A 26,575-nucleotide genomic window follows, 5' to 3' on the forward strand; every position below is an offset into this window, starting at 1 on the left:
GCGCCCGTCCGCGGTCGCTCACCGGCGCACCGCCGTGTAAGGCTCAGAAGGCGCTCCACTCCTCCGCCAGCGCGGCGTTACCGCGCTGCGCGCGCGCCCCGGCGGCGATCCGTGCCCCCGTCGCCGCCGCGCGCGCCGTCAGCTGACGGACCGGCGCCGCGGCAGGGCGCCCGGCGCTCGGCGTGTCGTCGCCCTCGGCGAGGCGGAAGCGCGCGACCGCCTGCGCCATCGTGTCGGCCTCCTCGGACAGGCTGCGCGCCGCGGCCGTGGCCTCTTCCACCATCGCGGCGTTCTGCTGGGTCACGCCGTCCATCGCCGCCACCGCGGTGGCGACCTGCTGGAGCCCGCTGGCCTGCTGCTCGGCCGCGGCGGTGATGTCGGACACCAGCGCGCTGATCTCGCCGATCCGCCCGGTGATCCGCGTCAGCGCCTCGCCCGCCTGCCCCACCAGCGCCACGCCGGCATGGACCTGCTGCGACGAGGCGGTGATCTTGAGCTTGACGTCCTTGGCCGCGTCGGCGGAGCGCTGCGCCAGCGCGCGCACCTCGCTGGCGACCACGGCGAAGCCCTTGCCAGCGTCGCCCGCGCGCGCGGCCTCGACCCCGGCGTTGAGCGCCAGCAGATTGGTCTGGAAGGCGATGCCGTCGATCACGGCGATAATGTCGCCGATCTCGGCCGAGGCGCGCTCGATCCCGCTCATCGCCTCCACCGCGCGCTGCACCACGCCGCCGGACTGTTCGGCGTCCAGCTGGGTGTCGTGCACCACGTCGTTGGCGCGCGCGGCGTTGCCCGCCGTCTCCTGCACGGTGACGGTGATCTCCTGCATCGCCGCCGCGGTCTGCTGCAGGCTCGCGGCCTGCTGCTCGGTGCGGCGCGACAGGTCGTCCGAGGCCTGGCGGATCTCGCCGGCACCGGTCTTCACCCGCTCGGCCGAGCGGCTGACGTGACCGATCGCGACGCCGAGCTGGTCGACCGACTGGTCGTATGAGCGGCCGACCGCGCGATAGTCGCTCGGCAGGGTGTCGCCGACGCGGTGCGTCAGCGCGCCCTGGCCGAGCAGGTCGAGCGCGGCGCCGAGCTCGGCCACCACGCTGCGCTGCTCGGCGGCGGCGCGCTGCTGCTGCCGCGCCGCGTCACGGAAGGTGGCGATGCTGCTCACCAGATCACCGATCTCGTCGGCGCGGCCGATCCCCACCAGCTCGGCGTCGAGCTCGCCCGCCGCCATGCGACTCACCGTGCGCGAGGTGGTCTCCAGCGGGCCGAGCGCGCCGCGCATCAGCGCGACGAAGCCGGCCGCGACCACGGCGAGCAGGATCACCGCGAGCGCGGCGAGCGTCGTCAGCGCGAGCGTGAGGCTGTGACCGCTCGCCGCGGCGAGCGCCTGCTTCTTCGCCGCGGCGAGGCGGACGAGCCGGTCGATGCTCGCGCGATGGCTGGCGTAGGACTGGCTCAGCCGGTCGAAGCTGGCGCGCAGCGCGGCCTCGTCGCCCGCGGCGGCGGCGGGCAGGAAGCCGGCGTGCAACTCCTTCCAGAACAGTCGGGCCGGGGTACCCGACTCGTCGAGCCCGGCCCTGAGCGCCGGATCGAGCGTCGACTCGCGCCACTGCCGCAGCGCCGCGTCATAGTCGGTCTCGAATTGGGCGAGGCGGCGCTCGTGCTCGGCGCGCGCGCCGGTATGGTTGAGGATCGAGGAGGCTTCGAGATAGGGTTCGATGATATAGGCGGGCGGCGGCAGGATCGACGCCTCGAGATCGTCGATCTGCTGGCTGGCCCGATCGATGGGACCACCGACGCGGATCTCGTTGACGAAGTAGCTCGTGGTGGCCGAAGCGAGGAGCAGCGCACCCGCGATGCCCGACGCGGCGACCGACACCTTCCGCTTGATTCTCATCCTTGCTGCTCCCGACGCGGCCCGATCAACGAGACGGCATCTATGCCGACAGACTTAAAGCGAGATTGAGGCGAGATTGATCGTAAGCAGTGTTCGATCATCCATGCGAGAGTGCGAACCTTGTTCCTCGAAACATCTTCGCTCGATCAATATTAACCAACTTGGACAAAGACGGTATCTTCATTTAGATCAAAGGATTGATCTGGCGCCTGCTGTATCAGATTTTCGTCCGACCGGTCACCGCTTCGTCCGCGGAGGCATCATCTACGCCGTCGGCCCTGGATGGCGCGCCGGCACGGGCACGCTGGCCAGCACCGGCGTCGCCATCGCATCGCCGCCGACGCGTGGGATGCGGATCGTATGCTTGCCAGCCCTGAGCCGACCGACCTCGTGCGTCATGCGCACGACAGTCCGCCGGCTTATCGGCCCCTCGGGCGCCCACCGATGCGACCGCCAGCAGCTCTCCGGCACGCTTCGGCGTCGAAGGACCCGCGGCAGGCGCGCCGACGATCTCACGCCGCCGAGGAGAGGCCTTCGGTGATCTCGGCCGCCGCACCGGCGAGCAGCGCGCGCGCGGCGTCGATATCGATCGTCTGCGAGCCGTCGATGAGGCGGAGAAAGGGGATGGTCAGCGCCGCCGCGACGAGCCCGTCGAAGCCGAACACCGGATAGCTGATGTCGGTGACTCCGAGCGTGATCGGGCTCTTGCGCTGGGCGAACCCGGCCTTGCGGATCAGCGCCAGCTGCCGCTCGAGCGCGTCGCGGTCCACCGGCGCCGCGATCCCGGACGCGCGCGCGATCGCGGTCGTCCGGTCCTCGGGCGAGGCGAACGACAGCAGCACCTTGCCCGAGCAACTCGCGAGAAGGTCGATACTCGCGCCGAGACGCAGCGCGAAACCGCGGGTACCGGGACTGTGCTCGCGCGCGATGACGAGTCCGCTCGCCTCGTTGAGGACGACGAGGTGGCACGACTGGCCCGTGTCCACCGCCAGGTGTCGCATCACCGGGCGGGCCACGTCGACCAGGCTGCGCGCCGGCGTCGATCGATAGGCCAGATCGAGGAGCTTGTAGGCGACCGAGTAGCGATCGTCCTTGGGCGACTTGCGGAGATAGCCGAGCTGCTCGACGACGACGACGATGCGGAACAGCTCGCCGACCGAGCGGCCGAGCAGCGCCGCCATCTCGCTCACCAACAGGCCGCCGGGGTGCTGCTCCAGCAGACCGAGGATCTCGAAGGTCTTCTGAACCGCCGGCGCCGCGTAGGTCGCCTTCCCTCCCGCCGTCACCCGCCACCTCACCCCAGAGCGTGTCACGGCCATAGGAGCCGCACCGGCGCTGTCAAACCCGGCGAGGCGTACTGGCTGGCGCGAGCGGGACCGCCGCATCAACCACTTGGCTCACGCTGAACACGTCCGGGAAGACGGTGGGGCGTTCCGGACGGTACCGCGCTGCCGACCGACGCACTGGCCAGTCTCCGCCGCCGCCACCCGTGCCGCGCGGCGCTTGCCATGCCGCTTGCAAAATGAAAACACGCTTGCAAGGATGATAACAACCGGGAGAGGGCGAGCGATGACGGGCTGGAGCAAGCGCGAGTTCATGGCGGCGTCGCTGGGGGCCGCCGCCGCGGGCGATGTGTCTCCGACGGCGGCGCTCCCGATCGCACCGGGGCGTTTCACGCCGGCGGTCGAGTCGCTGCTCGGCTATCGGGCGCCGGACTGGTTTCGCGACGCCAAGTTCGGCATCTGGGCGCACTGGGGGCCACAGGCGGTGCCGCGCCAGGGCGACTGGTACGCGCGCTTCATGTACTGCCCCGGCCACCCGCATTACGCGCATCACGTCAAGACCTACGGCCACCCGTCCGAGTTCGGCTACAAGGACATCATCCCGCTGTGGACCGCGGAGAAGTTCGATCCTGAGGCGCTGATGACGCGCTATGCCGCGGCCGGCGCCAAGTATTTCGTCTCGATGGGCGTGCACCACGACAATTTCGACCTGTGGCGGTCCAAGCATCATCGCTGGAACGCCGCGGCCATGGGCCCAAAGCGCGACATCGTCGGGGCGTGGCGTGACGCGGCGCGCCGTCGCGGCCTGCGCTTCGGCGTCTCCGAGCATCTCGGCGCGAGCTACAATTGGTGGTACCCGAACCACCTGTACGACCAGTTCTGGCCCAAGCTCGGGGTCAGCTACGACGGCGCCGACCCGCGCTTCGCCGACCTCTACCATGACAACCGCGACGAGCCGTTCCTGAACCGGCCCGACACCTGGTACACCAGGAACCCGGCCTATCACGCGCTGTGGTTCAAGCGGATCCGCGACCTGGTGGACAGCTACCAGCCCGACCTGCTCTACTCCGACGGCGGGGTGCCGTTCGGCGAGGTCGGGCGTTCGCTGGTGGCGCATCTGTACAACAGCAGCATCGCGCGTAGCGGGCGGCTGGAAGCGGTCTACGCCTCGAAGAGCCTGGGGTCGGGCGAGTTCCACCGCGAGTGGGGCGTGCAGGACGTCGAGCGCGGCGTGCTGAAGGGCATCGATCCGCTGCCATGGCAGACCGACACGTCGAACGGCGACTGGTTCGAGAACGAGAACGACCGCTACAAGACGCCCGCGCAGGTGATCTCGATGCTGGCGGACATCGTCAGCAAGAACGGCAACCTCCTGCTCAACGTGGCGCTCCACGCCGACGGCAGCCTGCCGCCGCCGTCGCTCGAGCTGCTCGACGAGCTCGCCGCGTGGATGCCGGTCAACGGCGCCGCGATCCACGGGACGCGGCCGTGGAGGATACACGGCGAGGGGCCGACCGAGGCGGCGGCGGGCGACTTCAAGGAGAGCGGCGACTATGTCGCGCAGGACATCCGCTTCACCACGCGCGGCGAGCGGCTCTACGCGATCACGCTCGCGCCGCCGCGGGGCGCGGTCGCGGTCACGTCGCTCGCCGCGGGCAACCCGCACGAGCCGCGGCGCGTGCGGCGGGTGCGGCTGCTCGGCCACGACGGTGCGATCGCCTTCCGCCAGACCGATCGCGCGCTGGTGATCGACTGTCCCGCGCGGCTGCCGAGCCGGCATGCCAGCGCGTTCGAGATCAGCTTCGCCTGACCTCCCGCGAGGGCGACGCTCGTCCGACTGACTCGACCGGGCCGAACGGGCCGATCGTGTCACCCGAGGCGTGCTCCGGCGACGCCGGAGCCCGGGGCCGCGCGAACGGCCTCCCTCGTTCCGGCTGCTGCCTGCGCAGGAGCACGCGCCTAGACGCGCTCCAGCATGAGGGCGATGCCCTGCCCGACGCCGATGCACATGAACGCCATGGCATAGCGGCCCCGCGTGCGGTGCAGTTCCTCCACCGCGCTCATCACGATCCGCGCGCCCGACATGCCGAGCGGATGGCCCAGCGCGATCGCGCCACCGTTGCGGTTGAGCCGCGGGTCGTCGCTCGCGATCCCGAGGTCGCGCAAGACGGCGATCGCCTGCGCGGCGAAGGCCTCATTCAGCTCGATAACGTCGAGTCGGTCGAGGCCGATGCCGGTGCGGCGGCTCAGCTTGCGTGCCGCCTCGATCGGGCCGGCCCCCATGATCCGCGGCGCGATCCCCGCCGCCGCCATGCCGAGGACGCGCGCGCGCGGCGTCAACCCGTGCCGCACCGCGGCGGCCTCGCTCGCGACCAGCATCGCCGCCGCGCCGTCGTTGAGGCCGGAGGCATTGCCCGCGGTGACGGTGCCATCGGCACGCACCACCGGCTTCAGCTTGGCCAGCGCGTCCAGGCTGGTCGGGCGCGGGTGTTCGTCGCGCTCGACGAGCATCGGATCGCCCTTCCGCTGCGGCACGCTGACCGCGACGATCTCCGCCGCCATCCGGCCGCTGGCGATCGCCGCGGCCGCCTTCTGCTGGCTGGCGAGCGCGAAGGCGTCCTGCTCGGCGCGGGTGACACGCCACTGGTCGGCGACGTGCTCCGCGGTCTCCGGCATCGAGTCGACGCCGTACGCCTCGCGCATCGTCGGGTTGACGAAGCGCCAGCCCAGCGTCGTGTCCTCCAGCTGCTGCGCGCGGTCGAACGGCCCCTGCGCCTTGCCCATGACGAAGGGCGCGCGAGTCATGCTCTCGACCCCGCCGGCGACCAGCAGTGCGGCATCACCGCTGCGGATCGCCTGCGTCGCGCTGCCCACCGCGTTGAGCCCCGATCCGCACAGCCGGTTGATGGTCGCGCCGGGCACCGCGTCGGGCAGCCCGGCAAGCAGCGCCGCCATGCGTGCGACGTTGCGGTTGTCCTCACCCGCCTGGTTGGCGCAGCCGAGCAGCACGTCGTCGAGCGCGGCCCAGTCGACGTCGGGGTTGCGCTCCATCAGCGCACGCAGCGGGACCGCGGCGAGGTCGTCGGCGCGGATCGTGGCGAGCACGCCGCCCAGCCGGCCGATCGGGGTGCGGATCGCGTCACAGATAAAGGCGTGCGTCATCGGGCGTCCTGCTCCAGCGGCTCGGTGAGTCGCCGTGGGTCGTCGACATAGATAGCGGCAGCGGGCGGGCCGGCGTAGAGGCCAGACGAGCTCGTCGAGCGGCGATCGCTGGCGATCACCTCCGACGGCGTCGGGGGCGCGCGACTTCACCGCGACCCAAGCTGAGTTGCCGGCATCCCCGGGCAGCGACGCCGCTTTCCGAACCGGGGCAGCGCCCGGCGCAACGGCTGGACGCGGATCGTCGCAGCAGGGAGAGCCGCTCGCGCTTGCACAAGCCATGGCGCGACTCACACCGCAGCAGCCCCATATGTTGTGCTCGGAGGGTTCGGACTACCGCGCCTCAAGTGAGAAAGCGGTGGCGACGGCGAGGCCGATCGGGTATCGGGAGGAGGCTTCGGATTCTCGGCGCGTGCGACCGCAAGGGCGCTGAGAAGGCTGACACATCTCGTGCCCAAGGTGGTTGAACATGGCATCTGCTCCGAGCCAGCGGCGATCGCAGACACAGTGCGTGAGACGCGATCGTCTCATGGCGTCGGCGCCAGTCGTGGTGCGCGGCTCGAGCGGCTCGCCCGGCGCGCGCTGACTCGGTCGCCTCGCCTGTCGGCGGGGGGAAGGAAGATCTTCCCGCAGGTCGTTGAGTCGCGTGAGAGTGACGGTAGATAGGAGAGAAGGGATGCGTCCCAGAGACGATCGACCCGCCGCCCCCCGCGCCCACGCGTGGCGAGCGGAGCGCGCGGCCGTCACGCTGCACCGCCGCCCGCGCCACGCGCGGCCTCACGTCACCGCGCGTCACCCGGCGCCGAACGGCTCCCGTGGCGCCATGTCGTCCCTGTCGCGCCCTCCGCTCGGCTGCCACGCCGCTGTGGCGGCCAGCGACGCGTGCCCGCATGCGAAAGGGCGACGCTCGCTGACGAGCGCCGCCCCCTTCCTCGCGATCTCATCGGCCTCGCTCCCGCTCCCGCCAGGAGAGGGAGCTACCGCCTCACTCGTCCTCTTCGAACATGTCCTGCGCGTTCTGCGCGGTCGCCGAGAGGCGGACCTGGTCGCCCTCGATCTCGGCCACCAGCCCGAGCGGCAGGTAATGATGCTTGGCGCCCTGGCCGTCCTGCGTCGAGGGCGAATCGTTCTTGGTCAGCTTGATCCGGTCGCCGTCGACGTGGTCGACGGTGCCGACGTGCACGCCGTCCGCGCCGATCACCTCGGCATGTTCCTTGATCTGGCTGGCATCGACCATCGTCAGTCTCCTCTGTTCGGTTCGGGGGCGCAACGCACGGAGCGGGAGATGGTCGCATGCTGAGCACGCTGCCGCTCCCGTCCGCGATCATGTTCGCGGTCGCCGCGGTGTTCGCGTTCGTCGGCGCGTGGCTGCTCGCCGAGCTGCGCCGCCCGCTGACCGAGGCGCGCGTCTACGCCTATCGCATGGTCGGCGTGATGGCGCTGTCGGGCGGCGTCGTGCTGGCGCTGTCCGCCGCGGCGATGTGGCAGTGGAGCCTCGAGCCGTGACCGACCCGCCCGCCTGATCCGCCCACCTGATTTCCTATATTCGTCTCACCCGGAGTGTAGCCATGTCCCTTCTCGAAGCCCGCAAGCAGTACAAGCCGTTCGAATACCCCTGGGCGTTCGAGTTCTGGAAGCGCCAGCAGCAGCTCCACTGGCTGCCCGAGGAAGTGCCGCTCGGCGAGGACTGCCGCGACTGGGCGCAGAAGCTGACCGACCATGAGCGCAACCTGCTGACCCAGATCTTCCGCTTCTTTACCCAGGCCGACGTCGAGGTGCAGGACTGCTACCACGAGAAATACGGCCGCGTGTTCAAGCCGACCGAGGTCAAGATGATGCTGACGGCGTTCAGCAACATGGAGACGGTCCACATCGCCGCTTACTCGCACCTGCTCGACACAATCGGCATGCCCGAGAGCGAATATGGCGCCTTCCTCGAATACGGCGAGATGAAGGACAAGCATGATTACATGCAGAACTTCGGCGTCGACAGCGACGAGGACATCGCGCGCACGCTCGCCATGTTCGGCGGCTTCACCGAGGGCGTGCAGCTCTTCGCCAGCTTCGCGATGCTGATGAACTTCCCGCGCTTCAACAAGATGAAGGGCATGGGCCAGATCGTCAGCTGGTCGGTGCGCGACGAGAGCCTGCACTGCGAGGGCATCATCCGCATGTTCCACGCCTTCTGCCAGGAGCGCCAATGCCTGACCAAGGCGGTGAAGGACGACATCGCCGACGTGTGCCAGACGACGATCCGGCTGGAGGACAACTTCATCGACCTGGCCTTCGAGATGGGCCCGGTCGAGGGGATGAAGCCCAAGGAAATAAAGAAGTACATCCGCTATATCGCGGACTGGCGGCTCAACCAGCTGGGCTTGAAGCCGATCTACATGATCGACGAGCACCCGCTGCCGTGGCTCACCCCGCTGCTCAACGGCGTGGAGCACGCCAACTTCTTCGAGACGCGCGCGACCGAGTATTCGAAGGCGGCGACCAAGGGGCAGTGGAACGACGTGTGGGACTCGTTCGACAAGCGCCAGAAGGCCAAGGGCGGCAAGCCCGCCAACGAGGACGCGGGCGAGGCCAGCGGGGACATGTTCGCGGGCGTGGCGGCGGAGTGACTTAGCTCCCCTCCCCTTCAGGAGAGGGGCTGGGGGTAGGGCCTACCCGCGGGCGCGCCGCTCGCGGGAGCGCTCCACCCCGGCCCTCCCTTGAAGGGGAGGGATCAGTATTAGGTTTAGGTTGCGCCGGGACAGCTATTCCACTTTTTCAGTATCGCGTGTCACAGCAAGGCGAGGAGAGAGGAGAAACGAAAATTAGTACTTAGAGGTAACGATTGCACTAACTTGGTACGTGACGACGGGCAGCCGCTCAAAGACATAACCAACCACTGAATCGGAAAACCGACGGTCACTAGGTTCGATCTCGCGGCTTGCAGGAAAACTGATCGTATCTTGACAGTAGCCAGCTATCAGGAGGACAGAAATGGATTCCCTAACTTTCTGGCTGCATATGGATAGTGACTTCATGTGGTGCTGGTATTGCTTCGATGGCAATCGGACGATCATGGCTCGCTCATCTCGTAGCTATTTCAGCCGCGACGAGGCCAAGGCCGCTGTCATGGCTGCCAAGGCTCGGATGATCCAGGCAGCAGCCGCGTAATGAAGGGAGCGGCCGTTGGTCGCTCCCTCTCGCCTTACAGACGGAGGTCCGACCCATGACCCCCAGCTGGCATCCCGCGCCCGACAGCGGCATCGCGGTCCGCGCGATCGCCGCCAACGGCCTCACCTTCGAGGTCGCCGAGGCGGGCAGCGGCGAGCATCTCGCGCTGTGCCTCCACGGCTTCCCCGAGCTGCACTATAGCTGGCGTCACCAGATGCCGCTGCTCGCCGAGCTCGGCTATCGCGTCTGGGCGCCCAACCAGCGCGGCTACGGCGGCAGCTCCCGCCCGTCCGCGATCGCCGACTATACGATGGACCGGATCGTCGCCGACGCCGCCGCGCTGTTTGACGCGAGCGGCGCGCGCACGCTGACGCTGATCGCGCACGACTGGGGCGGCGCGATCGCGTGGAACTTCGCGATCAACAAGGTCCGGCCGCTCGAGCGGCTGGTGGTGATGAACCTGCCCCACCCCGCCTGCTTCGCCGCGGCGCTTCGCCACGCGCCGCAGCGGCGGCGCAGCTGGTACATGGGCGCGTTCCAGCTCCCGTGGCTGCCCGAGCGCGTGATGGCGCTCGGCGACGCCGCGCTGGTGCGCCGCGCCTTCCGCGGCATGGCGGTGGACAAGACGCGCTTCCCCGACGCGGTGCTCGACGTCTACGCCGCGGCGGCGCGGCGGCCGGGCGCGCTCAGGGCGATGATCGACTGGTATCGCGCCGCCGCGCGCCACCGCGACAGGATGCGCTTCGGCAACGGCGGGCGGGTCGAGGTGCCGACGCTGATGGTGTGGGGCGAGGAGGACAAGGCGCTCGGACTGGAGACGCTCGACGGCACCGAGCGCTACGTCGCCGATCTCACCGTGCGGCGGCTGCCGGGCGTGTCGCACTGGGTGCAGCAGGAGGCGCCCGAGGCGGTCAACGCGATCCTGCGCGAGTGGCTGCCGCGGGTCGCTTGAGCGCGGCGGGGCGAGAGGCCCCGGCCGACCGACGCTCCAGCCGGCGCCGTGCTCCGGCGCACGCCGGGACCCAGGGCCACGGGGGGGGTGGGGACGTGCGTGGCCCTGGGTTCCTGCGTGCGCAGGAACACGGGAGAGGCGTTGGCAGCGGCCACTCCCCGCGCTCCATCCGTCATCCTGGACTCGTGTCAGGATCCACGGCGCAGCGGACGTAGCCGCCGCCGCGGGAGAGTGATGCGGGCGGCGACCGCTTCACCCTCCACTTGGCCTCCAGGTGAGCGGCCGAGTAGATCCTGAGACGAGTTCAGGATGACGGCAGCGTAGCGTCGGGAGAGGAGAGGAGCGAAGAGGAAGCCCCCCTTCACTCCCCGAAGGCGCGCCTGATCAAATCCGCGGTGGAGGCGTCGAAGTCGCCGCCGCCCTTGGCGGCCGCCTTGGCCATCTCCTTGCCGAGCTCGACGCCGAACTGATCGAACGAGTTGATCCCCAGCAGCACGCCGTTCACGAACACGCGATGCTCGTAGAAGGCGATCAGCGCGCCGAGCGTGCGCGCGTCGAGCCGGTCGAGCAGCAGCGTCGACGACGGGCGGTCGCCGGGATAGCTGCGCGCCGGATCGTCGACCTGCTTGCCCGTCATCAGCGCCGCGCCCTGCGCGAAGGCGTTGAGCAGCAGCTGCCGGTGGTGCTCGGGCGGCAGCGTGTCGCCCGCCTCGATCACCGCGAGGAACTCCACCGGCACGAGATGCGTGCCCTGGTGGAGCAGCTGGAACACCGCGTGCTGCGCGTCGGTGCCCACCCCGCCCCAGGTGATCGGCGCGGTGGGGCGGCCGACCGGCCGGCCGTCGACCGTCACGCCCTTGCCGTTCGACTCCATCTCGAGCTGCTGGAGATAGCTCGGCAGCAGCCGCAGCCGCTCGTCATAGGCGAAGGGCGCGCGCGTCTCGGCGTGGCGCACCTGGGTGTAATAGAGGTCGGCGAAGGCGGCGACCGCGGGGGCGTTCTCGTGCAGCGCGGCGAGGCGGAAGTGGCGGTCCATCTCGGCCGCGCCCTCGAGCAGCTCCTCGAACTGGTCCCAGCCGAGCGCGATCGCGGCGGGGAAGCCGATCGACGACCAGAGCGAGTAGCGGCCGCCGACGCCCTCCGAGAAGGGCAGGATGCGGGTCTCGTCGACGCCCCACTCGATCGCCTTCTCGGGCGAGGCGGTCAGCGCGATCACGCGGCCGTACGGGTCCTCGACGCCGGCACCGGTCATCCACTGGATGACGCTCTCGGCGTTCATCATCGTCTCGGTGGTGGTGAAGGTCTTGGAGGCGACCACCAGCAGCGTCGTCTCGGGGTCGAAATCGTCGAACACGTCGTCCAGCGCCATGCCGTCGACGTTCGAGACGATCGCGACGTCGTAGCGGTCGCTGCCGCGGCCGAGCGCGTCGACCAGCAGGTGCGGCCCCAGCGCCGAGCCGCCGATGCCGACATGGAGGATCGAGCGCACCGGGCCGAACGCCTCGGCCTCGATCGCGTCGATCAGCCCGCGCATGCGCGCGTGGTACGAGGCCGCGCGCGCCACGCTCTCGGCCTTGCCCTCGCCGCGCTCGGCGGTGTGCTCGACCGGGCGGTCCTCGGTGACGTTGACGTTGGCGCCCGCGAACATCGCCTCGCGCTTGCCCGCCAGGTCGACCGACTTGGCCAGCGCCTCGAAGGCGGTGAGCGCGTCGGCGGTGAGATGCGTCTTCGACCAGTCGAAGTGGATGCCGGCGACGTCGAGCGACAGCCGCTTCAACCGATCCGGGTCGTTGGCGAAGAGCGCCTCGAGCCGCTCCTGCGGCAGCGCCTCGATCGTCGACCAGTCCGCCATGTCATCTGTCCTTCCGGCTGTCTCGTGTCGCGGCGCACAACGGGTCGGCGGCGCCAAGGCTCCGCTTGACGCGACGCGACGGTTGCGCGACGCGGTGCTTCATGGCCACCCCCACTGCCGCCGGCAAGCCCGCGCGTTCGGAAACCGCCGAGACGATCCGCTTCCTGCTGAAGCTGGCGCTGTTCGTCTTCGTGCTGCGCAGCTTCATCTTCTCGCCCTTCTCGATCCCGAGCGAGTCGATGCTGCCGCGGCTGCTGATCGGCGACTATCTGTTCGTCTCCAAGTGGAACTACGGCTACTCGCGCTGGTCGCTGCCGTGGGGCGTGCCGCTGATCCCCGGCCGCCTCTTCGCGCACGATCCGACCCGCGGCGACACGGTGGTGTTCCGCTCGATGGGGCCGGACGACCATGACGTGATCAAGCGCGTGATCGGCCTGCCCGGTGACACGGTGCAGATGCGGGGCGGCCAGCTGTTCCTCAACGGCCAGGCGATCCCGAAGCAGCGGGTCGCCGACTTCGTCGTGCCGCTCTCGCCGAATTTCCCCGCGGAGAAGTGCGGCGCGCGCTTCCAGGACAGCGACGCGCAGGGGCAGCCGATCTGCCGCTACCCGCGCTTCCGCGAGACGCTGCCGGGCGGCCGCAGCTACACTGTGCTCGACCAGGAGAACATCCCCGTCGCCGACGACACCGACGTGTACAAGGTGCCCGCGGGCAACGTCTTCCTGATGGGCGACAACCGCGACGATTCGGCGGACAGCCGTTTCGCCCCGCCGGTCGGCATGGGTTATATCCCGATGGAGCGGATCGAGGGCAAGGCGGTGGTCACCTTCTGGTCGACCGACGGCTCGTCCGAGTGGCTCAAGCCGTGGACCTGGGTCTCGGCGGCGCGCTTCCGCCGCATCGGGGAGGGCTTTTGAGCGACGCCGGCGACGATCTCGCCGGCTGGGTCGAGGCGCGGTTCGGCGTCCGTCCCGACGATCCCGCGCCGTTCGTCCGCGCGCTGACGCACAGCAGTCACGCCGAGGGCCAGGCCGGCGGCAGCTATGAGCGGCTCGAGTTCCTCGGCGACCGCGTGCTGGGGCTGTCGATGGCGGAATGGCTGGTGGAGCTGTTCCCCGCCGAGCCCGAGGGGCAGTTGTCGAAGCGCTTCAACGCGCTCGTCACCGGCGCGGTATGCGCCGAGGTAGCGCGCGAGATCGGCGCCGACGCGCGCGTGCGGCTCGGCAAGCAGGCGCGCGACGACGGCGCGCAGCACAGCGACAACGTGCTGGGCGACGTCGTCGAGGCGCTGCTCGGCGCGGTGTATCTCACCGCCGGGCTGGCGTCCGCGCGCGCGGCGGTGCGGCGGCTGTGGCACGACAAGGTCCATGTCGAGGCGCGCGCGCCGCAGCATCCCAAGTCGGCTCTGCAGGAATGGGCCGCGGCCAACCGCCGCGCGGTGCCCTCCTACGCGATCGTCGAGCGCGCCGGGCCGGGCCACGCGCCGCGCTTCACCGTGCGCGCGACGGTGGGCAAGGACGAGATGCTCGCGGAGGGCACCAGCAAGCAGGAGGCCGAGACCGAGGCGGCCAAGGCCCTGCTCGCCGCGCTGGCGGCGCAGGCGGCGCCGGCAAGGGGACGTCGGCGGCGGTGACGTGGCTGTGCTCCTGCGCACGCAGGAGCCCAGAGCCGCGGGCGCTGCGCTCCGTCTCCCTAGGCTCCTGCGTGCGCAGGAGCACGGCCGCATGTGGTGGAGTACGGCACCCTGCCCTTCCCTTAGCGTCATCCTGAACTCGTTTCAGGATCCACCGTGCGGCACGTACCGCCGCCGCTAGGTACGCGGCGCCGTGGATCCTGCGACAAGCTCAGGATGACGCCAGCGGGTAGCTCCGTGATCTTCTCCACGCCGCTTCGACCACCCACCGGAACACCCCGCCCGCCCCGCACATTCCACCCGCATGGCGGGACGGGTGCGGCGCAAGCAGGGACTGGCCGAAGCCGAGCGGCGCGCCGCGACCGCGGCCGTGCTCTCCGATCGCTGCGCGCTGTGCGATCGCCCGCTCGGCCGCCGCGTCGAGTGGCACCACGTCGTGCCGCGCAGCGAGGGCGGACGCGACACCGTGCCGCTCCACCCGATCTGCCACCGCGCGATCCACGCCGCCGCCGACAACGCTGCCCTCGCCCGCGCGGGCACGCTGGACGCGATCCGCGACTGGCCCGCGATCGCGCGGTTCCTCGGCTGGATCGCGGACAAGCCACCCGACTTCCACGCGCCGACGAGACGCGGCGTCGCGTGACTGCGGGAGAGCGCTCAGCCCGCCATCATCCCCAACAGCAGGTAGCCGTTGAGCCCGACGATCACCGCCGCGATCCCCCACGCCAGCCCCGCCAGCCAGCGCGGCGCGGCGAACTCGCCCATCAGCCGGCGGTTGGCGGTATAGGCCACCAGCGGGATCACCGCGAAGGGCAGTTGCAGGCTCAGCACCACCTGGCTCAACACCAGCAGCTCGGTCGCGCCGCGGTCGCCCATCGCCGCGACCACCAGCACCGCCGGCACGATCGCGATCGCGCGAGTCACCAGCCGGCGCAGCCACACCGGCAGCCGCACGTCGAGGAATCCCTCCATCACGATCTGCCCGGCCAGCGTGCCCGTCACGGTCGAGTTCTGCCCGCTCGCCAGCAGCGCCACCGCGAACACCGCGCTCGCCGCGCCGACGCCGAGCATCGGCGAGAGCAGCTCGTGCGCCTGCTCGATCTCGGCCACCTCGGTGCGGCCCGCGGTGTGGAAGGCGGCCGCCGCCAGGATCAGGATCGCGGCGTTGATGAAGAAGGCGAGCCCCAGCGCGACGGTCGAGTCGATCGTCGCCAGCCTGAGCGCCTCGCGCCGGTCGCGCGCGCCGCTGCCATAGGCCCGGGTCTGAACGATGGAGGAGTGGAGGTAGAGGTTGTGCGGCATCACCGTCGCGCCGAGGATGCCGATCGCGATGTAGAGCATCGCCGGGTTGGCCACGACGTCGCGCGAGGGCACCAGCCCGCGCGCCGCGCCGCCCCAGTCGGGGTTGGCCCAGAACAGCTCGAACGCGAAACAGCCCGCGATGATGATCAGCAGGCTGGCGATGAACGCCTCGAGCCGGCGAAAGCCGTAGCGCTGCAGCGCGAGGATCAGGAAGACGTCGAGCGCGGTGACCACGACGCCATAGACCAGCGGCAGGCCGAACAGCAGCTTGAGCGCGATCGCGGTGCCGAGCACCTCGGCGAGGTCGCAGGCGATGATCGCGATCTCGGCCAGCCCCCATAGCAGCCAGGCGAGCGGGCGCGACGAATGCTGGCGGCAGGCCTGGGCGAGGTCGAGCCCCGCGCCGATGCCAAGCCGCGCCGACAGCGCCTGGAGCACGATCGCCATCAGGTTGGACAGCAGCACGACCGAGAGGAGCGCGTAGCCGAAGGCCGAGCCACCGGCGATGTCGGTGGCCCAGTTGCCCGGGTCCATATAGCCCACCGCGACGAGCCAGCCCGGCCCGACGAAGGCGAGCAGCTTGCGCCAGAACCCCGCCCCTTGCGGCACGGGAACGGTGGCGAAGCTGTCGCCGAGCGAGCGTGCAGGTGAGGTCATGTGGCGCGTTGAATGCGGGAGACGCGCCGCGGTTTCAATGGGGAGGGTGGCGAGCCGCTCGGAGCACCTCAGATCCTCCCCGGCACGGGAAGAGGGAGCGCCGCGCGGTGCGCGGCGGTGGAGGGGGCTCGCCGCGAGCGAAGCGCTTGTGGAAAGCCCCTCCATCACCGGCCTTCGGCCGGCCCTCCCCCTCTCCGCCATGCGGGGCGGATCTTTGCTATCGCGGCTCGTACGCCTTGGGCAGCGCGCCCTCGGTCGGGGTCAGGTAGCGGTCGCGCAGGTCGGTCTGGCGCGAGCGCATCGGCTGCGCGCGGCCGTCGACCCAGGTCGCCACGGGCGCCGACGACAGCTCGAGCGGGTCGCCGTCCCACAGCACCACGTCCGCACGCCGCCCTGGCCGCAGCGAGCCGATCTCGCCGCCCAGCCCGATCGCCTCGGCGGGGCCGCTGGTGATCGAGGCCCAGGCCTGGCCCCAGTCGAGCCCGGTCGCGCCCGGCACGCGCGTGATCGCCACGAGGTTGCCCGCGAACTGGCGCAGCACATGGTCGCCGCCCGACGCGCCGGTCGCGGCCAGCGCCACCTGCACCCCCGCCGCGCGCATCCGCCCGACGTTCGACTCGGTCGCGGCGAGGCTCTCGAAGCTGGCGGGCAGGTCGGCGAGCGCGTGCGCGATGACCGGCACGCGCGCCGCGGCGATCTCGCGCGCCACCAACCAGCCCTCGGCCACGCCGACCAGCACCAGCTTCACCCTGGGGTAATCGCGCGTCATGCCGAGCACCTGGCGGATGTCCGCGGCGCGCTCGACATGGACCAGCAGCGGCAGCTGCCCGTCGAGCACGCGCCCGAGCGTCTCGGCGTCCGCGCGAGTCACCAGCGAGTCGCGCGACCGACCGTCGAACGCCTTGGGATCGCGGCGAAAGTCCTGCGCCTGCTGGAAGGCGTCGCGGAGCAGCGCCCAGGCCGCGGGGCGACTGCCGCCGGCGAGCTTGCCGCCGTCCTCGCCCAGCTCGACATATTCGAAGGCGCGCGCGCGGGTCAGCGCGTCCGGGTCGCTGCCGAGATCGATCACCGCCCCCTGCCCGGCGAAGATCGACCCGCCCGCCTCGGGCGCGACGATCGCGCGGGTCACGCCGCCGAGCCGCTCGTTGGCCACCTTCACGCCCGCGGGGTTGACCGCGACCGAGACGTCGATCGAGGCCTTGAACGGCGAGCCGCGCGCGCCCGCGTCGTTGCTCTCGGACACGCCGTCGGCGTCGACCAGCGACAGGTCGGTCATCGCCGAGACGACGCCGGGCGTCACCCATTTGCCGGTGGCGTCGACCACCTCCGCGCCCGCGGGCACCGCCACGCCAGCGCCCGCGGCGACGATGCGGCCGTTCGCGACCAACACGGTACCGCGCTCGATCGGCGCCGAGCCGTCGCCGATCGCGACGGTGCCGCCGGTGATCGCGATCGTCTGCGCCGCGGCGGGCAGCGCCAGCGCGCCGACGAGGAGCGCGGCGGAGGTGAGAAGCAGCGCGCGCGTCACTTGACGTCTCCCGAACCGGGCTGGCCGAGCTCGAAGTCGCTCACCGGGCGGCGCTTCGGATCACTCGAATCATAGAGCAACGCGCCGTCGACCCAGACCTTCTCGGGCCTCGTGTAGACGCTGAACGGATTGCCGTTCCACAGCACCGCGTCGGCCATCTTGCCGGGCCGCAGGCTGCCGGTCTGCGTGTCGATGCCGAGCGCCTTGGCCGGCCCGAGCGAGAGCCACTTCCACGCCGCCGCGTCGCTCACCTTGATGCCCGCGTGGCGCGCCGAGGAGATCACCTTGGCGACCTCCTGGTTGAGCCGCTGGATGCCGTTCTCGTCGTCCGAGTGGATCATCGCGCACGCGCCGGCATGATCGAGGATCGCGAGATTCTCGCCGATCCCGTCGTAGCTCTCCATCTTGAAGCCGTACCAGTCGGCCCAGACCGCGGCGCAGGTGCCGCTGGCCTTGAGCAGGTCCGCGATCTTGTACGCCTCGACCGCGTGGTGGAAGGCGGTGACGTGATAGCCGAACTCCTTGGCCATATCCAAGACGATGGCCATCTCGTCGGCGCGGTAGCAGTGGTTCTGCACCATGATCTCGCCCGAGAGCACGCCGCGCAGCGTGTCCATCGCGATGTCGCGGTCGGGCGGATCGCCGCCCTCCTTCTCGTATTTGTCCCACTTGCGCTTGTACGCCACCGCCTTGGCCCAGGCCTGGCGATCGACCGCGACATTGCCCATCCGGGTCGAGGGCTCGCGGTTCTTGCTGCCGTAGACGCGCTTGGGATTCTCACCGCACGCCATCTTGAGGCCATAGGGCGCGCCGGGGAACTTCATCGCCTGCATCGTGCGCGCGTAGACGTTCTTGAGCACCACGCTGCGCCCGCCCATCAGATTGGCCGAGCCGGGTAGGATCTGCAGCGTGGTCACCCCGCCGTTGGCGAGCGCGCGGCCGAAGCCGGGGTCCTGCGGCCATACGCTGTGCTCGGCCCAGACATCCGCGGTGATGGGCGCGGTCGCCTCGTTGCCGTCGGACAGCGCCTGCACCTGCGGGCTGGGATAGTCGCCGAGGTGGCTGTGGATGTCGACGATACCCGGGGTGATGTACTTGCCCGCGCCGTCGATCACGGTCGCGCCCGCGGGCGCGTCGAGCGTCTGACCCACCGCGGCGATCTTGCCGTCCGCGAGCAGCACCGCGCCGCCGTCGATCCGCCCGCCCTCGCCGTCGAACACGGTGACGTTGCGCACGAGCGTCGGCACGCCGGGGTAGGCGTGATAGGTGGAGGGATAAGGATCGCGCGCGTATCTCACCGGCGGCGCCTTGGCGGCGGCGCTCTTGGGACGATCCTTGCCGTCACTCGCGCAGGCGGCGAGTGGCAGCGCGATCGCGACCGCGCCCCACAGCGCGCGGCGCCCTCGACCGAGCTTCATCGATTTACCCCTTTTCTTATGCTCTACCCTCCCCGCGATCATGGAACGCTGGAAGCGCGGCGGTCAAGCTTCGTGCGAATATGGGACGGCTGGCCGCGACATCTGGCATAGCAAGAGTTCAACTGCATCTTCTATCGAACTCATGTTAGAACTATTATCCTGGGCGCGTTGACGGCATCTGAGCCGCTGTATAGACGCCACACCATCACTTCGAGGAGCGTTACGATGAACGACGAGACCGCCAGCACCAATGTGGTCGAGCTCGCGACCGAACTGACGATCGCCTGGCTGTCCAATCCCAACACGCGCGCCTCGGGCGAGGACGTGCCGGCGTTTCTGCGCACGATGCACGACGCGGTGTCGAACCTGTCGTCGAGCACTTCGGTGACCACGTCGGAGGAGCCGGCGAGCGACTATACCCCCGCGGTCTCCGTGCGTAAGTCGCTCGCATCGAAGGATCACCTGATCTCGCTGATCGATGGCAAGCCGTACAAGACGTTGCGCCGCCACCTCGCCGGCCACGGCCTGACCCCCGACGACTATCGCCAGCGCTTCGGCCTGAAGCCCGACTACCCGATGGTCGCCGAGAATTACTCGCAGGCACGCCGCGACATGGCGAAGAAGATCGGTCTCGGCCGCAAGCCCGGCGCGCGCCGCGGCGGTGGCGAGGATGCCGCGCCGACGCCGGCCCCTGCGCCCGCGCCGCGCGGCCGCCGCAAGTCGGCCCCGGCCGAGGCTTGATCCCGGCGACGGCCGCGGGGATCGGGGCGTGAGCGACGCCCCCGCGGCCGGACTGGTCGAGCGCGCGCGCGGCGCGCTCGGCGAGCGGCTCCGCGCGCTGGTGGCGAGTGAGCAGCTCGACCTGACGCGCGCGCCCGACGATCCCGGACTCATCGCGCGCGACTCGCCCGCCTGGGCGGTGCACGCCGACTTCTCCGCGATGATGATCGGCGGCATCTCCGCGCTGCTGCTCCAGATGCTCCACCCGCGCGCGCTCGCCGGGGTATGGGATCACAGCGGCTTCCGCAACGACCGGCTCGGCCGCCTGCGCCGCACCGCCAGCTTCATCGCCGTCACCACCTTCGGCGCGACCGACACTGCCGAGCGCGCGATCGCGCAGGTGCGCCGCGTCCACGACCATGTCACCGGCGCGCTGCCCGACGGCACGCCCTATCGCGCCGACGATCCCGCGCTGCTCACCTGGATCCATGTCGCCGAGGTGGACAGTTTCCTGCGCGCCTATCTGCGCTATCGCGACTCCACGCTGAGCACGGCGGAGCAGGACCGCTATCTCGCCGACACCGCGGTGGTGGCGGAGAAGCTCGGCGCCGTCGACGTGCCGCGCTCGCGCGCCGCGGTGGCGGACTATTACGCGCGGGTCTTGCCCGAGCTGCGCGCCGACCATCGCACACGCGAGGTGGCCGCGGCGCTGCTCGCGCCAGGCGACGACCCCGCCGCCGCCGCCGCGCTGGCGCTGGCGAGCGCGGCGGCGGTGGACCTGCTGCCGGGCTGGGCGGCGGCGCTGCACGGCCGCCTCCAGCCCGCCGCCGCGCGCCCCGCGATCCGCGCCGGCGCGGACGGGATGAGCCGCGTGATGCGCTGGGCGCTGAAGGCGCGGTGAGGGCGCGCTCCCGGCGAGTGGGAGCGCGAACGGTCACCATCTCACGTCGACGCTGAGCGTGAAGCGGCGACCGAAGTCGTCGACGATACCGCTCCTGAAAGCGTAGGACTGTACCGCGGTCCCCGCTGTCAGCTTATCGAAGACGTTGCTGACGTTGAAGGTGACGCCGAAGTGGCGCCGCTCGCCGAAGTCATAGCCGATAGAAGCGTCATGCAGGCTGTATGCGGGGACGTGGATGAAGTCGCGCACCTCGTTCCGCGCGTCAGTACCCTGCACCGGCGCGCCCGCGGAGAAGTAGCGGGTGGCGCTCGCCCAATTCCAGACCCACTGAGCGAAGAAACCGTCGCGCTCATAACCACCGCGCCACTGCGTGCGCCACTTGCTGACGCCGATGCTGCCCGCAGCCTCCTCGGCGTGGACTAGGTCGTTATCGGCGGCAGACAGATAGTGAAACAAGCGATAGACGTTGCCGTGCAGCACCAGCTTGCCCGCGTCGGCGCCGAACAGCCTGTCGAGCGGTACCGTGTCATCGAGCGTGGCGTTGGTCGCCTCGACCTGCAGCCTGCCCTGGTTGATGAAGCCCATGTTGAAGCCGTTGGCGATCTCGAACGCGCGCTGGTTGTCCGCCGGCAGGCGCTTGAAGAAACCGCAGGTGTTCACGCCGATATCGGAGCGGTTGTCGGGATAGTGCGGGCTGTCGAGGCACAATTGCATGGCGGTGTCGATGTCGGTCGGCACGATCTGGTCCTCGAGCAGCACGTGCACATAGTCGCCGCCTATTTTGAAGTGCGGCGCGAACGCGGGCGTGAACACCGCGCCGACGGTCCAGCTTCGCCCGCGCTCCGGGCGCAGGCCGGGCGAACCGTTGAAGACGCCCGTGATCGCGGCGCCGGATGGGACGTAGCCGTTGAGGAACTGGTCCGCGCCCGCCGTGTCGCTCGCCAGTCCCGCATCGATCACCGCGCGACGGCAGTTGGCGAGGCGCGTCGCTGGATGCACCCCCTGCCCGATCTCGCCGGAGGAACAGGGATCGGTCGGCGAGGTGAAGGCCGGCTGGCCGCCGAGGAACAGCTCGGTCACGTTCGGCTGGCGGATCGAGTGGGTGAAATTGCCGCGCACCAGAAGCGGCGCGATCGGGCGCCAGCTACCCGCGAGCGAGTAGACGCGGTTCCACCGCCCCGGCTCGCGCTGCGCCAGCGTACCGCCGTCGAGCGAGCGCACGTCGGGCGCGGCGCCGCTCTGGCGGACGAAGCGGATGCCGGGATCGAAGGTCAGCTGGCGCACCAGCGGCGCGGTGAACGCACCGCCGAGCAGCGGCACACTCGCCTCCCCGCCGAACTCGGCGGTCTGGACATGTCCCTCGGTCGCAGCGATCGCCACGAGACGCGTACCGCCGGTACGGGTGAGATCGTCGGTGTGGTAGGCGAGTTGCTCGCGACGATACTCGCCGAAGAAGGCGTACCGCAGCGCGCCGCCCGGCAGGTCGAACAAGGGCCCCGAGAGCGAGGATTGCGCGAAGATCATCTCGCTATGATTGGTCAGGCTGGTCGGGGCGGTGACATAGTCGCGCGCCACCGCCGACATCTGCCCATAGCCGAACACGTTCATCGGCCGGCACGCGGCGACCTGCGCGGCAGTGACGACGCGGCGCAGTCGCTTCTCGACCATGACGCCCGCAGCGTCGCGCTCGCGCACGATCTCCTCACCCACGACGCCGTAAGGAGTCTGGCCGAGGATGCCGGCGCCCGCCGCGGTCTGCGCGCGGCAGACGATCCGCCCCTCCGCGTCCCGCACCGCGTCCACCGCCAGCGCGTATTCGATGTCGCGGATCTGGCGCCCGGTGCCGGACAGGTCGCTGCGGCCGTAGCTGGCCGAGGCATCGTAGTGGGTGGTCTTGCCGAACGCCGCGAACGTGCCGCGCACGCCTAGCACCGAGCGATAGGTGTCGCTGGCCACCATCACCGGATTGTCCCCGAACAGGTCCTGGTTGCTGCGTGACACCAGGAACTTGTCCGTCACCCCTGCGGCGCCCAGCGCAGCGCGCGCCTGGTCGCCGAGATAGGGATTGGAGAGCTGCATCGTCAGCACGTTGCTCTCGGCGGTCGCGTCACCGATGCTGTTGCCGACCGCGCCGGTGCGGGGCAGCAGGTTGCGGACGTGCGCATAGCTCCCCTCGGTGTAGATCGTGGCAGCGTCGCTCAGGTCGAGATGCGCGAGCAGCGTGGCGATGAGGCGGTCCTGCTGGACTCGGAGCGGTGCGAAGCGCGTGCTGTCGCTGCCGCGTGCGGCGTCCTCGCTGATCGCCCCGGCGGTGGTGCTGGGCGTCACGTTCGGATCCGCGATGACTGCCGCGGTGATCGCGCGCAGGCCGCCCGCCGCGTCGAACTGGAGCGGCACCGCGAGGCGCGGCAACGCTCCCGCCGTCGCCGGATCGGTGTTGGCGCGCGTGAGGAAGCCGCGCACGAACGACCCGATGAAGGCGTCGATGTCCGCGTCGGGATGCGCCTTCAGATACTCGCGCGGGGTCGGCAGGTTCGCCTGGAGCAGGTTGAGCGCGAGCGCGTCGCGCTGCGACACGCTGCCGCCCGCGCCGGCCAGCGCGGGCGCGTAGCGCGCGATCACCGCGGCGTCGAAGACATCGCGTGCCGCGCCCGCCTCCGCGCTCGCGCGTGTGCCGGGCAGTGCGCCGGGGGCGAAGGCGCAGAAGCTCGTCAGGTTCGCCACGCTGCAGCGGCTGCCGCTCGCCACCGGCCGCCCCGGCACCAGATTGGTGTTGCCCGCCATCGTCCAGAGCGCTTCCGGCCGGTAATCGGGGGAGGCCACCGGATCGTTCGGGTCGGTGGTGGTCAGGCCCTGGAAATCGTCCGGTATATAGTCGCCCAGGTAGCCCGGCGCGCCGTAGCTGAACACCGCACCATTGTACGTGGTGAGCAGCGAGCCGCCGCGGTAACCCGCGCCCGCGATATTGTTGGGCACCTTGTCCGCGGCGCGCGCCACGAAGGCGTCGCCCCCGCTGCCGTCGAGCGTGGGAGTGTAAGCGGCATTCCGTACGCCGCCGTTGCGGAACGAGGTCGGTGCGAGGTAATGGGCGCGATAGCCGGCGCGGTCACTCTGATAGAGCGCGTCGTCGCGATTGTACTCGACCGCCACGCTGACGTTGCCGCGCCCGCCGGCGAAGTCGTGCCCCGCCGCGGCGCTCAGTCGGTAGCGCGCGCCGTCACCGCGCGCGGTCAGCCCGGACAGCGCGTTGAGCGAGAAGCCCTCGAGATGGTCCTTGAGGACGATGTTGATCACGCCCGCGACCGCGTCCGAGCCATAGGCCACCCCGCCGCCGACGGTGACCACGTCGCTATGGTCGATCAGCGCGGACGGGATGGTGCTGAGATCGACCTGCGAGCCGGTGGTGTTCCCCGCGACGAACAGCGACGCCGAGTTGCCCGAGACATAGCGCCGGCCGTTGACCAGCGTCAGCGTCCGGTTCGAGCCGAGGCCGAACAGATCGGCATAGGCCTGACCCAGACTCTCTCCTTCGCCGTTGTCGCCGTAGGGGTTCGCGCCGGCGGTCACGAACGGCACGTCGGTCAGCGCGTCGAGCGCGTTCGTGAAGGTGCGGCGCTGGATCTGCTCGCCGCTGACCTGTGCGCCGGGGATCACGCCGTCATAGCCCGGCTGGACGATGCGCGAGCCGGTGACCACCACCTCGCGCGGCGCCTCCGCGCCATCGGCGACCGGTGCACTGGCGGGCGACGGCGCCTGCTCGCCGGCCGCCGTCTGCGCGCGCGCCGCGCCCGGCGCGATCATGCCACCGACCAACGCGGTCGCGGCGAGTAACGTCACCCTGTTCATGTCCCACCCCTTGTCCCGGCCACCGGTGGCCGAGACGGGAGGTTGAACTTCGCAACAAAAACGTCGCAACTCTGTTGCCCATCAGCAACAGAGTCGCCACGACGCACTTATCAATGACTTGATCGAAGCGTGGCGGCGCCGCTCACCATCTTGAGTGACGCGATGCGGTGATTACCGCGCCCGATCGCCGATGCGGGTCGGGCGCGGCGTGACTTAGCCCACTACCACCGTCACCGCGCGGCGGTTCTGCGCCCAGCTCTCCTCGTCGGAGCCGAGCGCGACCGGACGCTCCTTGCCGTAGCTGATCGTGGTGATCCGCGCCGGCGCGATGCCGCGCGCCACCAGATAGTTCTTCGCAGCATTGGCGCGGCGGTCGCCCAGCGCCAGGTTATACTCGCGCGTGCCGCGCTCGTCGGCATGGCCCTCCACCGTGATGCGCACGTTGGGATAGCGCGTCAGCCACGCCGCCTGGCTGTCGAGGATGCCGCGGGCGGTGCCGTCGATGTCGTACATGTCGAGCCCGAACAGCACCGTGTCGCTCTGCGCCGAGCGCTTGAAATCGGCCGCCGAGCCCGGCGTGATCCCGCCGTTGGGGTCGGTCGCCCCGGTCGACGGTGGCGCCTCGGGCGCGCCGCCGGGGGCGGGCGGCAGCACGTCGGGGCGCTTCTTCGAGCAGGCCGCGGTGGCCACCAGAGCCGTCGCCATCAACAGGGTGGTCGTCAAACGTGCCATCGCGTGTTCTCCCATGTTCGCCAATGTCTTGGTCATCGTATGTCAGGATCGAGTGTCGCTGCTTCCGCTCACGGGCGCAATGGCCCCCAGGCCGGGTCCGAGCCGTCGAGCGGGGTCGGTACGCGGCGCTCGTTGACGCCCGTCAGGTCGACCGACCACAGGTCGGCCTTGCCGGCGTTGCCGCGGCCCTGGCGGAAGAACATCAGCACGCGGCCGTTGGGGCTCCACGACGGCCCCTCGTCCTGCCAGCTGTTCGTCAGCAGCTTCTCGCCCGAGCCGCTCGGGCTCATGATGCCGATGCGGAACGCGCCCTGGATCTTGGTGAAGGCGATCAGGTCGCCGCGCGGGCTCCATACCGGGGTGGCGTAGCGCCCGCCGCCGAAGCTGATGCGCTGCTGGTTCGAGCCGTCGGCGTTCATCACGTACAATTGCTGCCCGCCCGAGCGGTCGCTCTCGAACACGATCCTGGAGCCGTCGGGCGAGTAGCTGCCGCCGGTGTCGATGCCGGGCGCGTTGGTCAGCCGCTGCGGCGTACCGCCCGCGGCCGAGACGCGGTACAGGTCGGTGTTGCCCGCCTGCGCCATCGAGAAGAGGATATAGCGCCCGTCCGGCGAGAAGCGCGGCGCGAAGGTGGTGGCGACGTTCTGCACCACCAGCCGCTGCCGCCCCGAGCCGAGCTCGTAGATATAGATCGCGGGCGTTCTTCCCACGTAGCTCATGTACACGATCGACTGCTGGTTGGGCGCGAAGCGCGGCGTCAGCACGATCGACGAGCCAGCGGTGAGGAAGCGGCTGTTGGCGCCGTCCTGGTCCATGATCGCCAGCCGTTTGATCCGGTTGGCCTTGGGCCCGGTCTCGCTGACATAGACGACGCGGCTGTCGAAATAGGCCCCCTCGCCGGTGAGGCGGGTGTAGACCATGTCGGCGCATTTGTGCGCGGCGCGGCGCCAGTCCGACGGCGGCACGACGAAGCCCTGCCGCGTCAGCTCGGTGCGCGCCGAGACGTCGTAGAGGTAGCAGCCGACCGTCAGCGTGCCGTCGCCGTTGGCGCGGATATAGCCCTGCACCAGCGCCTGCGCGCCCGAGCCGCCCCAGTAATCATAGGCCGGCGCGGTCACCTCGGGGAAGGCGATCGCGCGCGTGGCGGCGGCCGCCACCGGGTTGAACAGCCCCGAGTTGCGCAGGTCGTTGGCGACGATCTCGCTGAGCTGGCGGCCGAGCCGGTCGGTCGGCCCGGCGGGGGTCTGCACCACCGACTGGGTCGGCATCGGCGGGATCGCGATCGGCATCGGCGCCGAGATGCCGCCGGTAACGTCCACCTCGAGGGGCGGCGGGGTCTGGCCCGAGGGCGCGCCGGGCTGCTGCGCCGACGCGGGCGCGGCGGGAGTGCCGGCGGGCGGGACGAGCTGCGCCGCGGCGGGGGCGGCGAGCAGCGCGGCGGCGGAGGCGAGGAGCGGGCTGATGCCGGCGCGGGCGGTGATACGCTCGCGCAGTTCACCATCACTGCTACCCCGGCGGACGCCGGGGTCCAGGTGGGAA

At 70.4% G+C, this 26,575-nt stretch carries 20 protein-coding genes; 9 read left to right on the forward strand and 11 right to left on the reverse strand.

Going from position 1 to position 26,575, the window contains the following annotated elements:
- Nucleotides 1-43: 43 nt before the first annotated feature.
- Together FHY05_RS15450 and FHY05_RS15455 are read right to left on the reverse strand one after the other, a co-directional pair.
- Entirely contained in the window at nt 44-1,891 is a 1,848-nt protein-coding gene (locus tag FHY05_RS15450; protein ID WP_221191245.1) for a methyl-accepting chemotaxis protein, read from the reverse strand.
- 512 nt (nt 1,892-2,403) lie between these two features.
- Entirely contained in the window at nt 2,404-3,177 is a 774-nt protein-coding gene (locus FHY05_RS15455; protein WP_311732500.1) for an IclR family transcriptional regulator, read from the reverse strand.
- 283 nt (nt 3,178-3,460) lie between these two features.
- On the opposite strand from FHY05_RS15455, the gene FHY05_RS15460 reads away from it, so the two are divergent.
- Nucleotides 3,461-4,984: an alpha-L-fucosidase gene (locus tag FHY05_RS15460; RefSeq protein ID WP_183945345.1), complete on the forward strand. Its 1,524-nt coding sequence runs from the start codon at nt 3,461-3,463 to the stop codon at nt 4,982-4,984.
- Nucleotides 4,985-5,133: 149 nt separating this feature from the next.
- Here the strand turns inward: FHY05_RS15460 and pcaF are convergent, their stop codons facing one another.
- Both pcaF and FHY05_RS15470 read right to left on the reverse strand, forming a co-directional pair.
- Nucleotides 5,134-6,336 carry a 3-oxoadipyl-CoA thiolase gene (gene pcaF / locus FHY05_RS15465; RefSeq protein ID WP_183945346.1) on the reverse strand — a complete coding sequence of 401 codons (1,203 nt, stop codon included), beginning with the start codon at nt 6,334-6,336 and terminating at the stop codon, nt 5,134-5,136.
- Nucleotides 6,337-7,318: 982 nt separating this feature from the next.
- Nucleotides 7,319-7,570 (reverse strand): DUF2171 domain-containing protein, encoded by a 252-nt coding sequence (locus FHY05_RS15470; protein WP_183945347.1) that lies wholly within the window; start codon nt 7,568-7,570, stop codon nt 7,319-7,321.
- Between the two features lie 56 nt (nt 7,571-7,626).
- Here FHY05_RS15470 and FHY05_RS15475 point away from each other — a divergent pair, with 56 nt between their 5' ends.
- The 3 genes from FHY05_RS15475 to FHY05_RS15485 all read left to right on the forward strand — a co-directional run bounded on the left by FHY05_RS15475 (nt 7,627) and on the right by FHY05_RS15485 (nt 10,447).
- Nucleotides 7,627-7,839, forward strand: a complete 213-nt coding sequence (locus FHY05_RS15475) for a hypothetical protein (protein WP_183945348.1) — start codon at nt 7,627-7,629, stop codon at nt 7,837-7,839.
- A 62-nt stretch (nt 7,840-7,901) separates the two neighbouring features.
- The gene (locus FHY05_RS15480; RefSeq protein WP_132909648.1) at nt 7,902-8,954 is read left to right on the forward strand and encodes a ribonucleotide-diphosphate reductase subunit beta; all 1,053 of its coding nucleotides are present in this window, start codon (nt 7,902-7,904) and stop codon (nt 8,952-8,954) included.
- A gap of 596 nt (nt 8,955-9,550) precedes the next feature.
- A complete protein-coding gene (locus FHY05_RS15485) occupies nt 9,551-10,447 on the forward strand; it encodes an alpha/beta fold hydrolase (RefSeq protein WP_183945349.1) in 897 nt (298 codons plus the stop codon).
- A 361-nt stretch (nt 10,448-10,808) separates the two neighbouring features.
- Here FHY05_RS15485 and pgi read toward each other — a convergent pair whose 3' ends face one another.
- Nucleotides 10,809-12,299, reverse strand: a complete 1,491-nt coding sequence (gene pgi, locus FHY05_RS15490; RefSeq protein ID WP_183945350.1) for a glucose-6-phosphate isomerase — start codon at nt 12,297-12,299, stop codon at nt 10,809-10,811.
- 101 nt (nt 12,300-12,400) lie between these two features.
- On the opposite strand from pgi, the gene lepB reads away from it, so the two are divergent.
- The 3 genes from lepB (at nt 12,401) to FHY05_RS15505 (ending at nt 14,575) form a co-directional block, all read left to right on the forward strand.
- Entirely contained in the window at nt 12,401-13,216 is an 816-nt protein-coding gene (lepB, locus tag FHY05_RS15495; RefSeq protein WP_183945351.1) for a signal peptidase I, read from the forward strand.
- Nucleotides 13,213-13,932, forward strand: a complete 720-nt coding sequence (rnc, locus tag FHY05_RS15500) for a ribonuclease III (RefSeq protein ID WP_260181616.1) — start codon at nt 13,213-13,215, stop codon at nt 13,930-13,932. Before lepB ends, rnc begins: the two co-directional genes overlap by 4 nt.
- Nucleotides 13,933-14,236: 304 nt before the next feature.
- Complete coding sequence (locus tag FHY05_RS15505) at nt 14,237-14,575, forward strand: HNH endonuclease (protein WP_183945352.1); 339 nt, start codon at nt 14,237-14,239, stop codon at nt 14,573-14,575.
- A 14-nt stretch (nt 14,576-14,589) separates the two neighbouring features.
- Here FHY05_RS15505 and FHY05_RS15510 read toward each other — a convergent pair whose 3' ends face one another.
- The 3 genes from FHY05_RS15510 to FHY05_RS15520 all read right to left on the reverse strand — a co-directional run bounded on the left by FHY05_RS15510 (nt 14,590) and on the right by FHY05_RS15520 (nt 18,837).
- On the reverse strand, nt 14,590-15,891 hold the full coding sequence (locus FHY05_RS15510) for an Nramp family divalent metal transporter (protein ID WP_183945353.1): 1,302 nt from the start codon (nt 15,889-15,891) through the stop codon (nt 14,590-14,592).
- A gap of 217 nt (nt 15,892-16,108) precedes the next feature.
- Complete coding sequence (locus FHY05_RS15515; protein ID WP_183945354.1) at nt 16,109-17,419, reverse strand: amidohydrolase family protein; 1,311 nt, start codon at nt 17,417-17,419, stop codon at nt 16,109-16,111.
- The gene (locus FHY05_RS15520) at nt 17,416-18,837 is read right to left on the reverse strand and encodes an amidohydrolase (protein ID WP_183945355.1); all 1,422 of its coding nucleotides are present in this window, start codon (nt 18,835-18,837) and stop codon (nt 17,416-17,418) included. Before FHY05_RS15520 ends, FHY05_RS15515 begins: the two co-directional genes overlap by 4 nt.
- A 225-nt stretch (nt 18,838-19,062) precedes the next feature.
- Here FHY05_RS15520 and FHY05_RS15525 point away from each other — a divergent pair, with 225 nt between their 5' ends.
- Together FHY05_RS15525 and FHY05_RS15530 are read left to right on the forward strand one after the other, a co-directional pair.
- On the forward strand, nt 19,063-19,578 hold the full coding sequence (locus tag FHY05_RS15525; RefSeq protein WP_183945356.1) for a MucR family transcriptional regulator: 516 nt from the start codon (nt 19,063-19,065) through the stop codon (nt 19,576-19,578).
- 28 nt (nt 19,579-19,606) lie between these two features.
- The gene (locus FHY05_RS15530; RefSeq protein WP_311732501.1) at nt 19,607-20,458 is read left to right on the forward strand and encodes an oxygenase MpaB family protein; all 852 of its coding nucleotides are present in this window, start codon (nt 19,607-19,609) and stop codon (nt 20,456-20,458) included.
- Nucleotides 20,459-20,491: 33 nt separating this feature from the next.
- On the opposite strand, the gene FHY05_RS15535 is transcribed toward FHY05_RS15530, so the two are convergent.
- The 3 genes from FHY05_RS15535 to tolB all read right to left on the reverse strand — a co-directional run bounded on the left by FHY05_RS15535 (nt 20,492) and on the right by tolB (nt 26,469).
- A complete protein-coding gene (locus FHY05_RS15535) occupies nt 20,492-24,304 on the reverse strand; it encodes a TonB-dependent receptor domain-containing protein (RefSeq protein ID WP_183945358.1) in 3,813 nt (1,270 codons plus the stop codon).
- A gap of 213 nt (nt 24,305-24,517) precedes the next feature.
- Nucleotides 24,518-25,036: a peptidoglycan-associated lipoprotein Pal gene (pal, locus tag FHY05_RS15540; RefSeq protein ID WP_183945359.1), complete on the reverse strand. Its 519-nt coding sequence runs from the start codon at nt 25,034-25,036 to the stop codon at nt 24,518-24,520.
- A gap of 68 nt (nt 25,037-25,104) precedes the next feature.
- Nucleotides 25,105-26,469 (reverse strand): Tol-Pal system beta propeller repeat protein TolB, encoded by a 1,365-nt coding sequence (gene tolB / locus FHY05_RS15545; protein ID WP_260181628.1) that lies wholly within the window; start codon nt 26,467-26,469, stop codon nt 25,105-25,107.
- Nucleotides 26,470-26,575 lie beyond the last annotated feature (106 nt).

Source organism: Sphingomonas sp. BK580 (genome assembly GCF_014194975.1).
Lineage (GTDB): Bacteria > Pseudomonadota > Alphaproteobacteria > Sphingomonadales > Sphingomonadaceae > Sphingomonas.

What these genes read in the sequence shown, in the direction of transcription:
- FHY05_RS15450 (WP_221191245.1), bottom strand. Translation starts at nt 1,891, where the DNA reads ATGAGAATCAAGCGGAAGGTGTCGGTCGCCGCGTCGGGCATCGCGGGT.
- FHY05_RS15460 (WP_183945345.1), top strand. Translation starts at nt 3,461, where the DNA reads ATGACGGGCTGGAGCAAGCGCGAGTTCATGGCGGCGTCGCTGGGGGCC.
- pcaF (WP_183945346.1), bottom strand. Translation starts at nt 6,336, where the DNA reads ATGACGCACGCCTTTATCTGTGACGCGATCCGCACCCCGATCGGCCGG.
- FHY05_RS15470 (WP_183945347.1), bottom strand. Translation starts at nt 7,570, where the DNA reads ATGGTCGATGCCAGCCAGATCAAGGAACATGCCGAGGTGATCGGCGCG.
- FHY05_RS15475 (WP_183945348.1), top strand. Translation starts at nt 7,627, where the DNA reads ATGCTGAGCACGCTGCCGCTCCCGTCCGCGATCATGTTCGCGGTCGCC.
- FHY05_RS15480 (WP_132909648.1), top strand. Translation starts at nt 7,902, where the DNA reads ATGTCCCTTCTCGAAGCCCGCAAGCAGTACAAGCCGTTCGAATACCCC.
- FHY05_RS15485 (WP_183945349.1), top strand. Translation starts at nt 9,551, where the DNA reads ATGACCCCCAGCTGGCATCCCGCGCCCGACAGCGGCATCGCGGTCCGC.
- pgi (WP_183945350.1), bottom strand. Translation starts at nt 12,299, where the DNA reads ATGGCGGACTGGTCGACGATCGAGGCGCTGCCGCAGGAGCGGCTCGAG.
- lepB (WP_183945351.1), top strand. Translation starts at nt 12,401, where the DNA reads ATGGCCACCCCCACTGCCGCCGGCAAGCCCGCGCGTTCGGAAACCGCC.
- FHY05_RS15505 (WP_183945352.1), top strand. Translation starts at nt 14,237, where the DNA reads ATGGCGGGACGGGTGCGGCGCAAGCAGGGACTGGCCGAAGCCGAGCGG.
- FHY05_RS15510 (WP_183945353.1), bottom strand. Translation starts at nt 15,891, where the DNA reads ATGACCTCACCTGCACGCTCGCTCGGCGACAGCTTCGCCACCGTTCCC.
- FHY05_RS15520 (WP_183945355.1), bottom strand. Translation starts at nt 18,837, where the DNA reads ATGAAGCTCGGTCGAGGGCGCCGCGCGCTGTGGGGCGCGGTCGCGATC.
- FHY05_RS15525 (WP_183945356.1), top strand. Translation starts at nt 19,063, where the DNA reads ATGAACGACGAGACCGCCAGCACCAATGTGGTCGAGCTCGCGACCGAA.
- FHY05_RS15535 (WP_183945358.1), bottom strand. Translation starts at nt 24,304, where the DNA reads ATGAACAGGGTGACGTTACTCGCCGCGACCGCGTTGGTCGGTGGCATG.
- pal (WP_183945359.1), bottom strand. Translation starts at nt 25,036, where the DNA reads ATGGCACGTTTGACGACCACCCTGTTGATGGCGACGGCTCTGGTGGCC.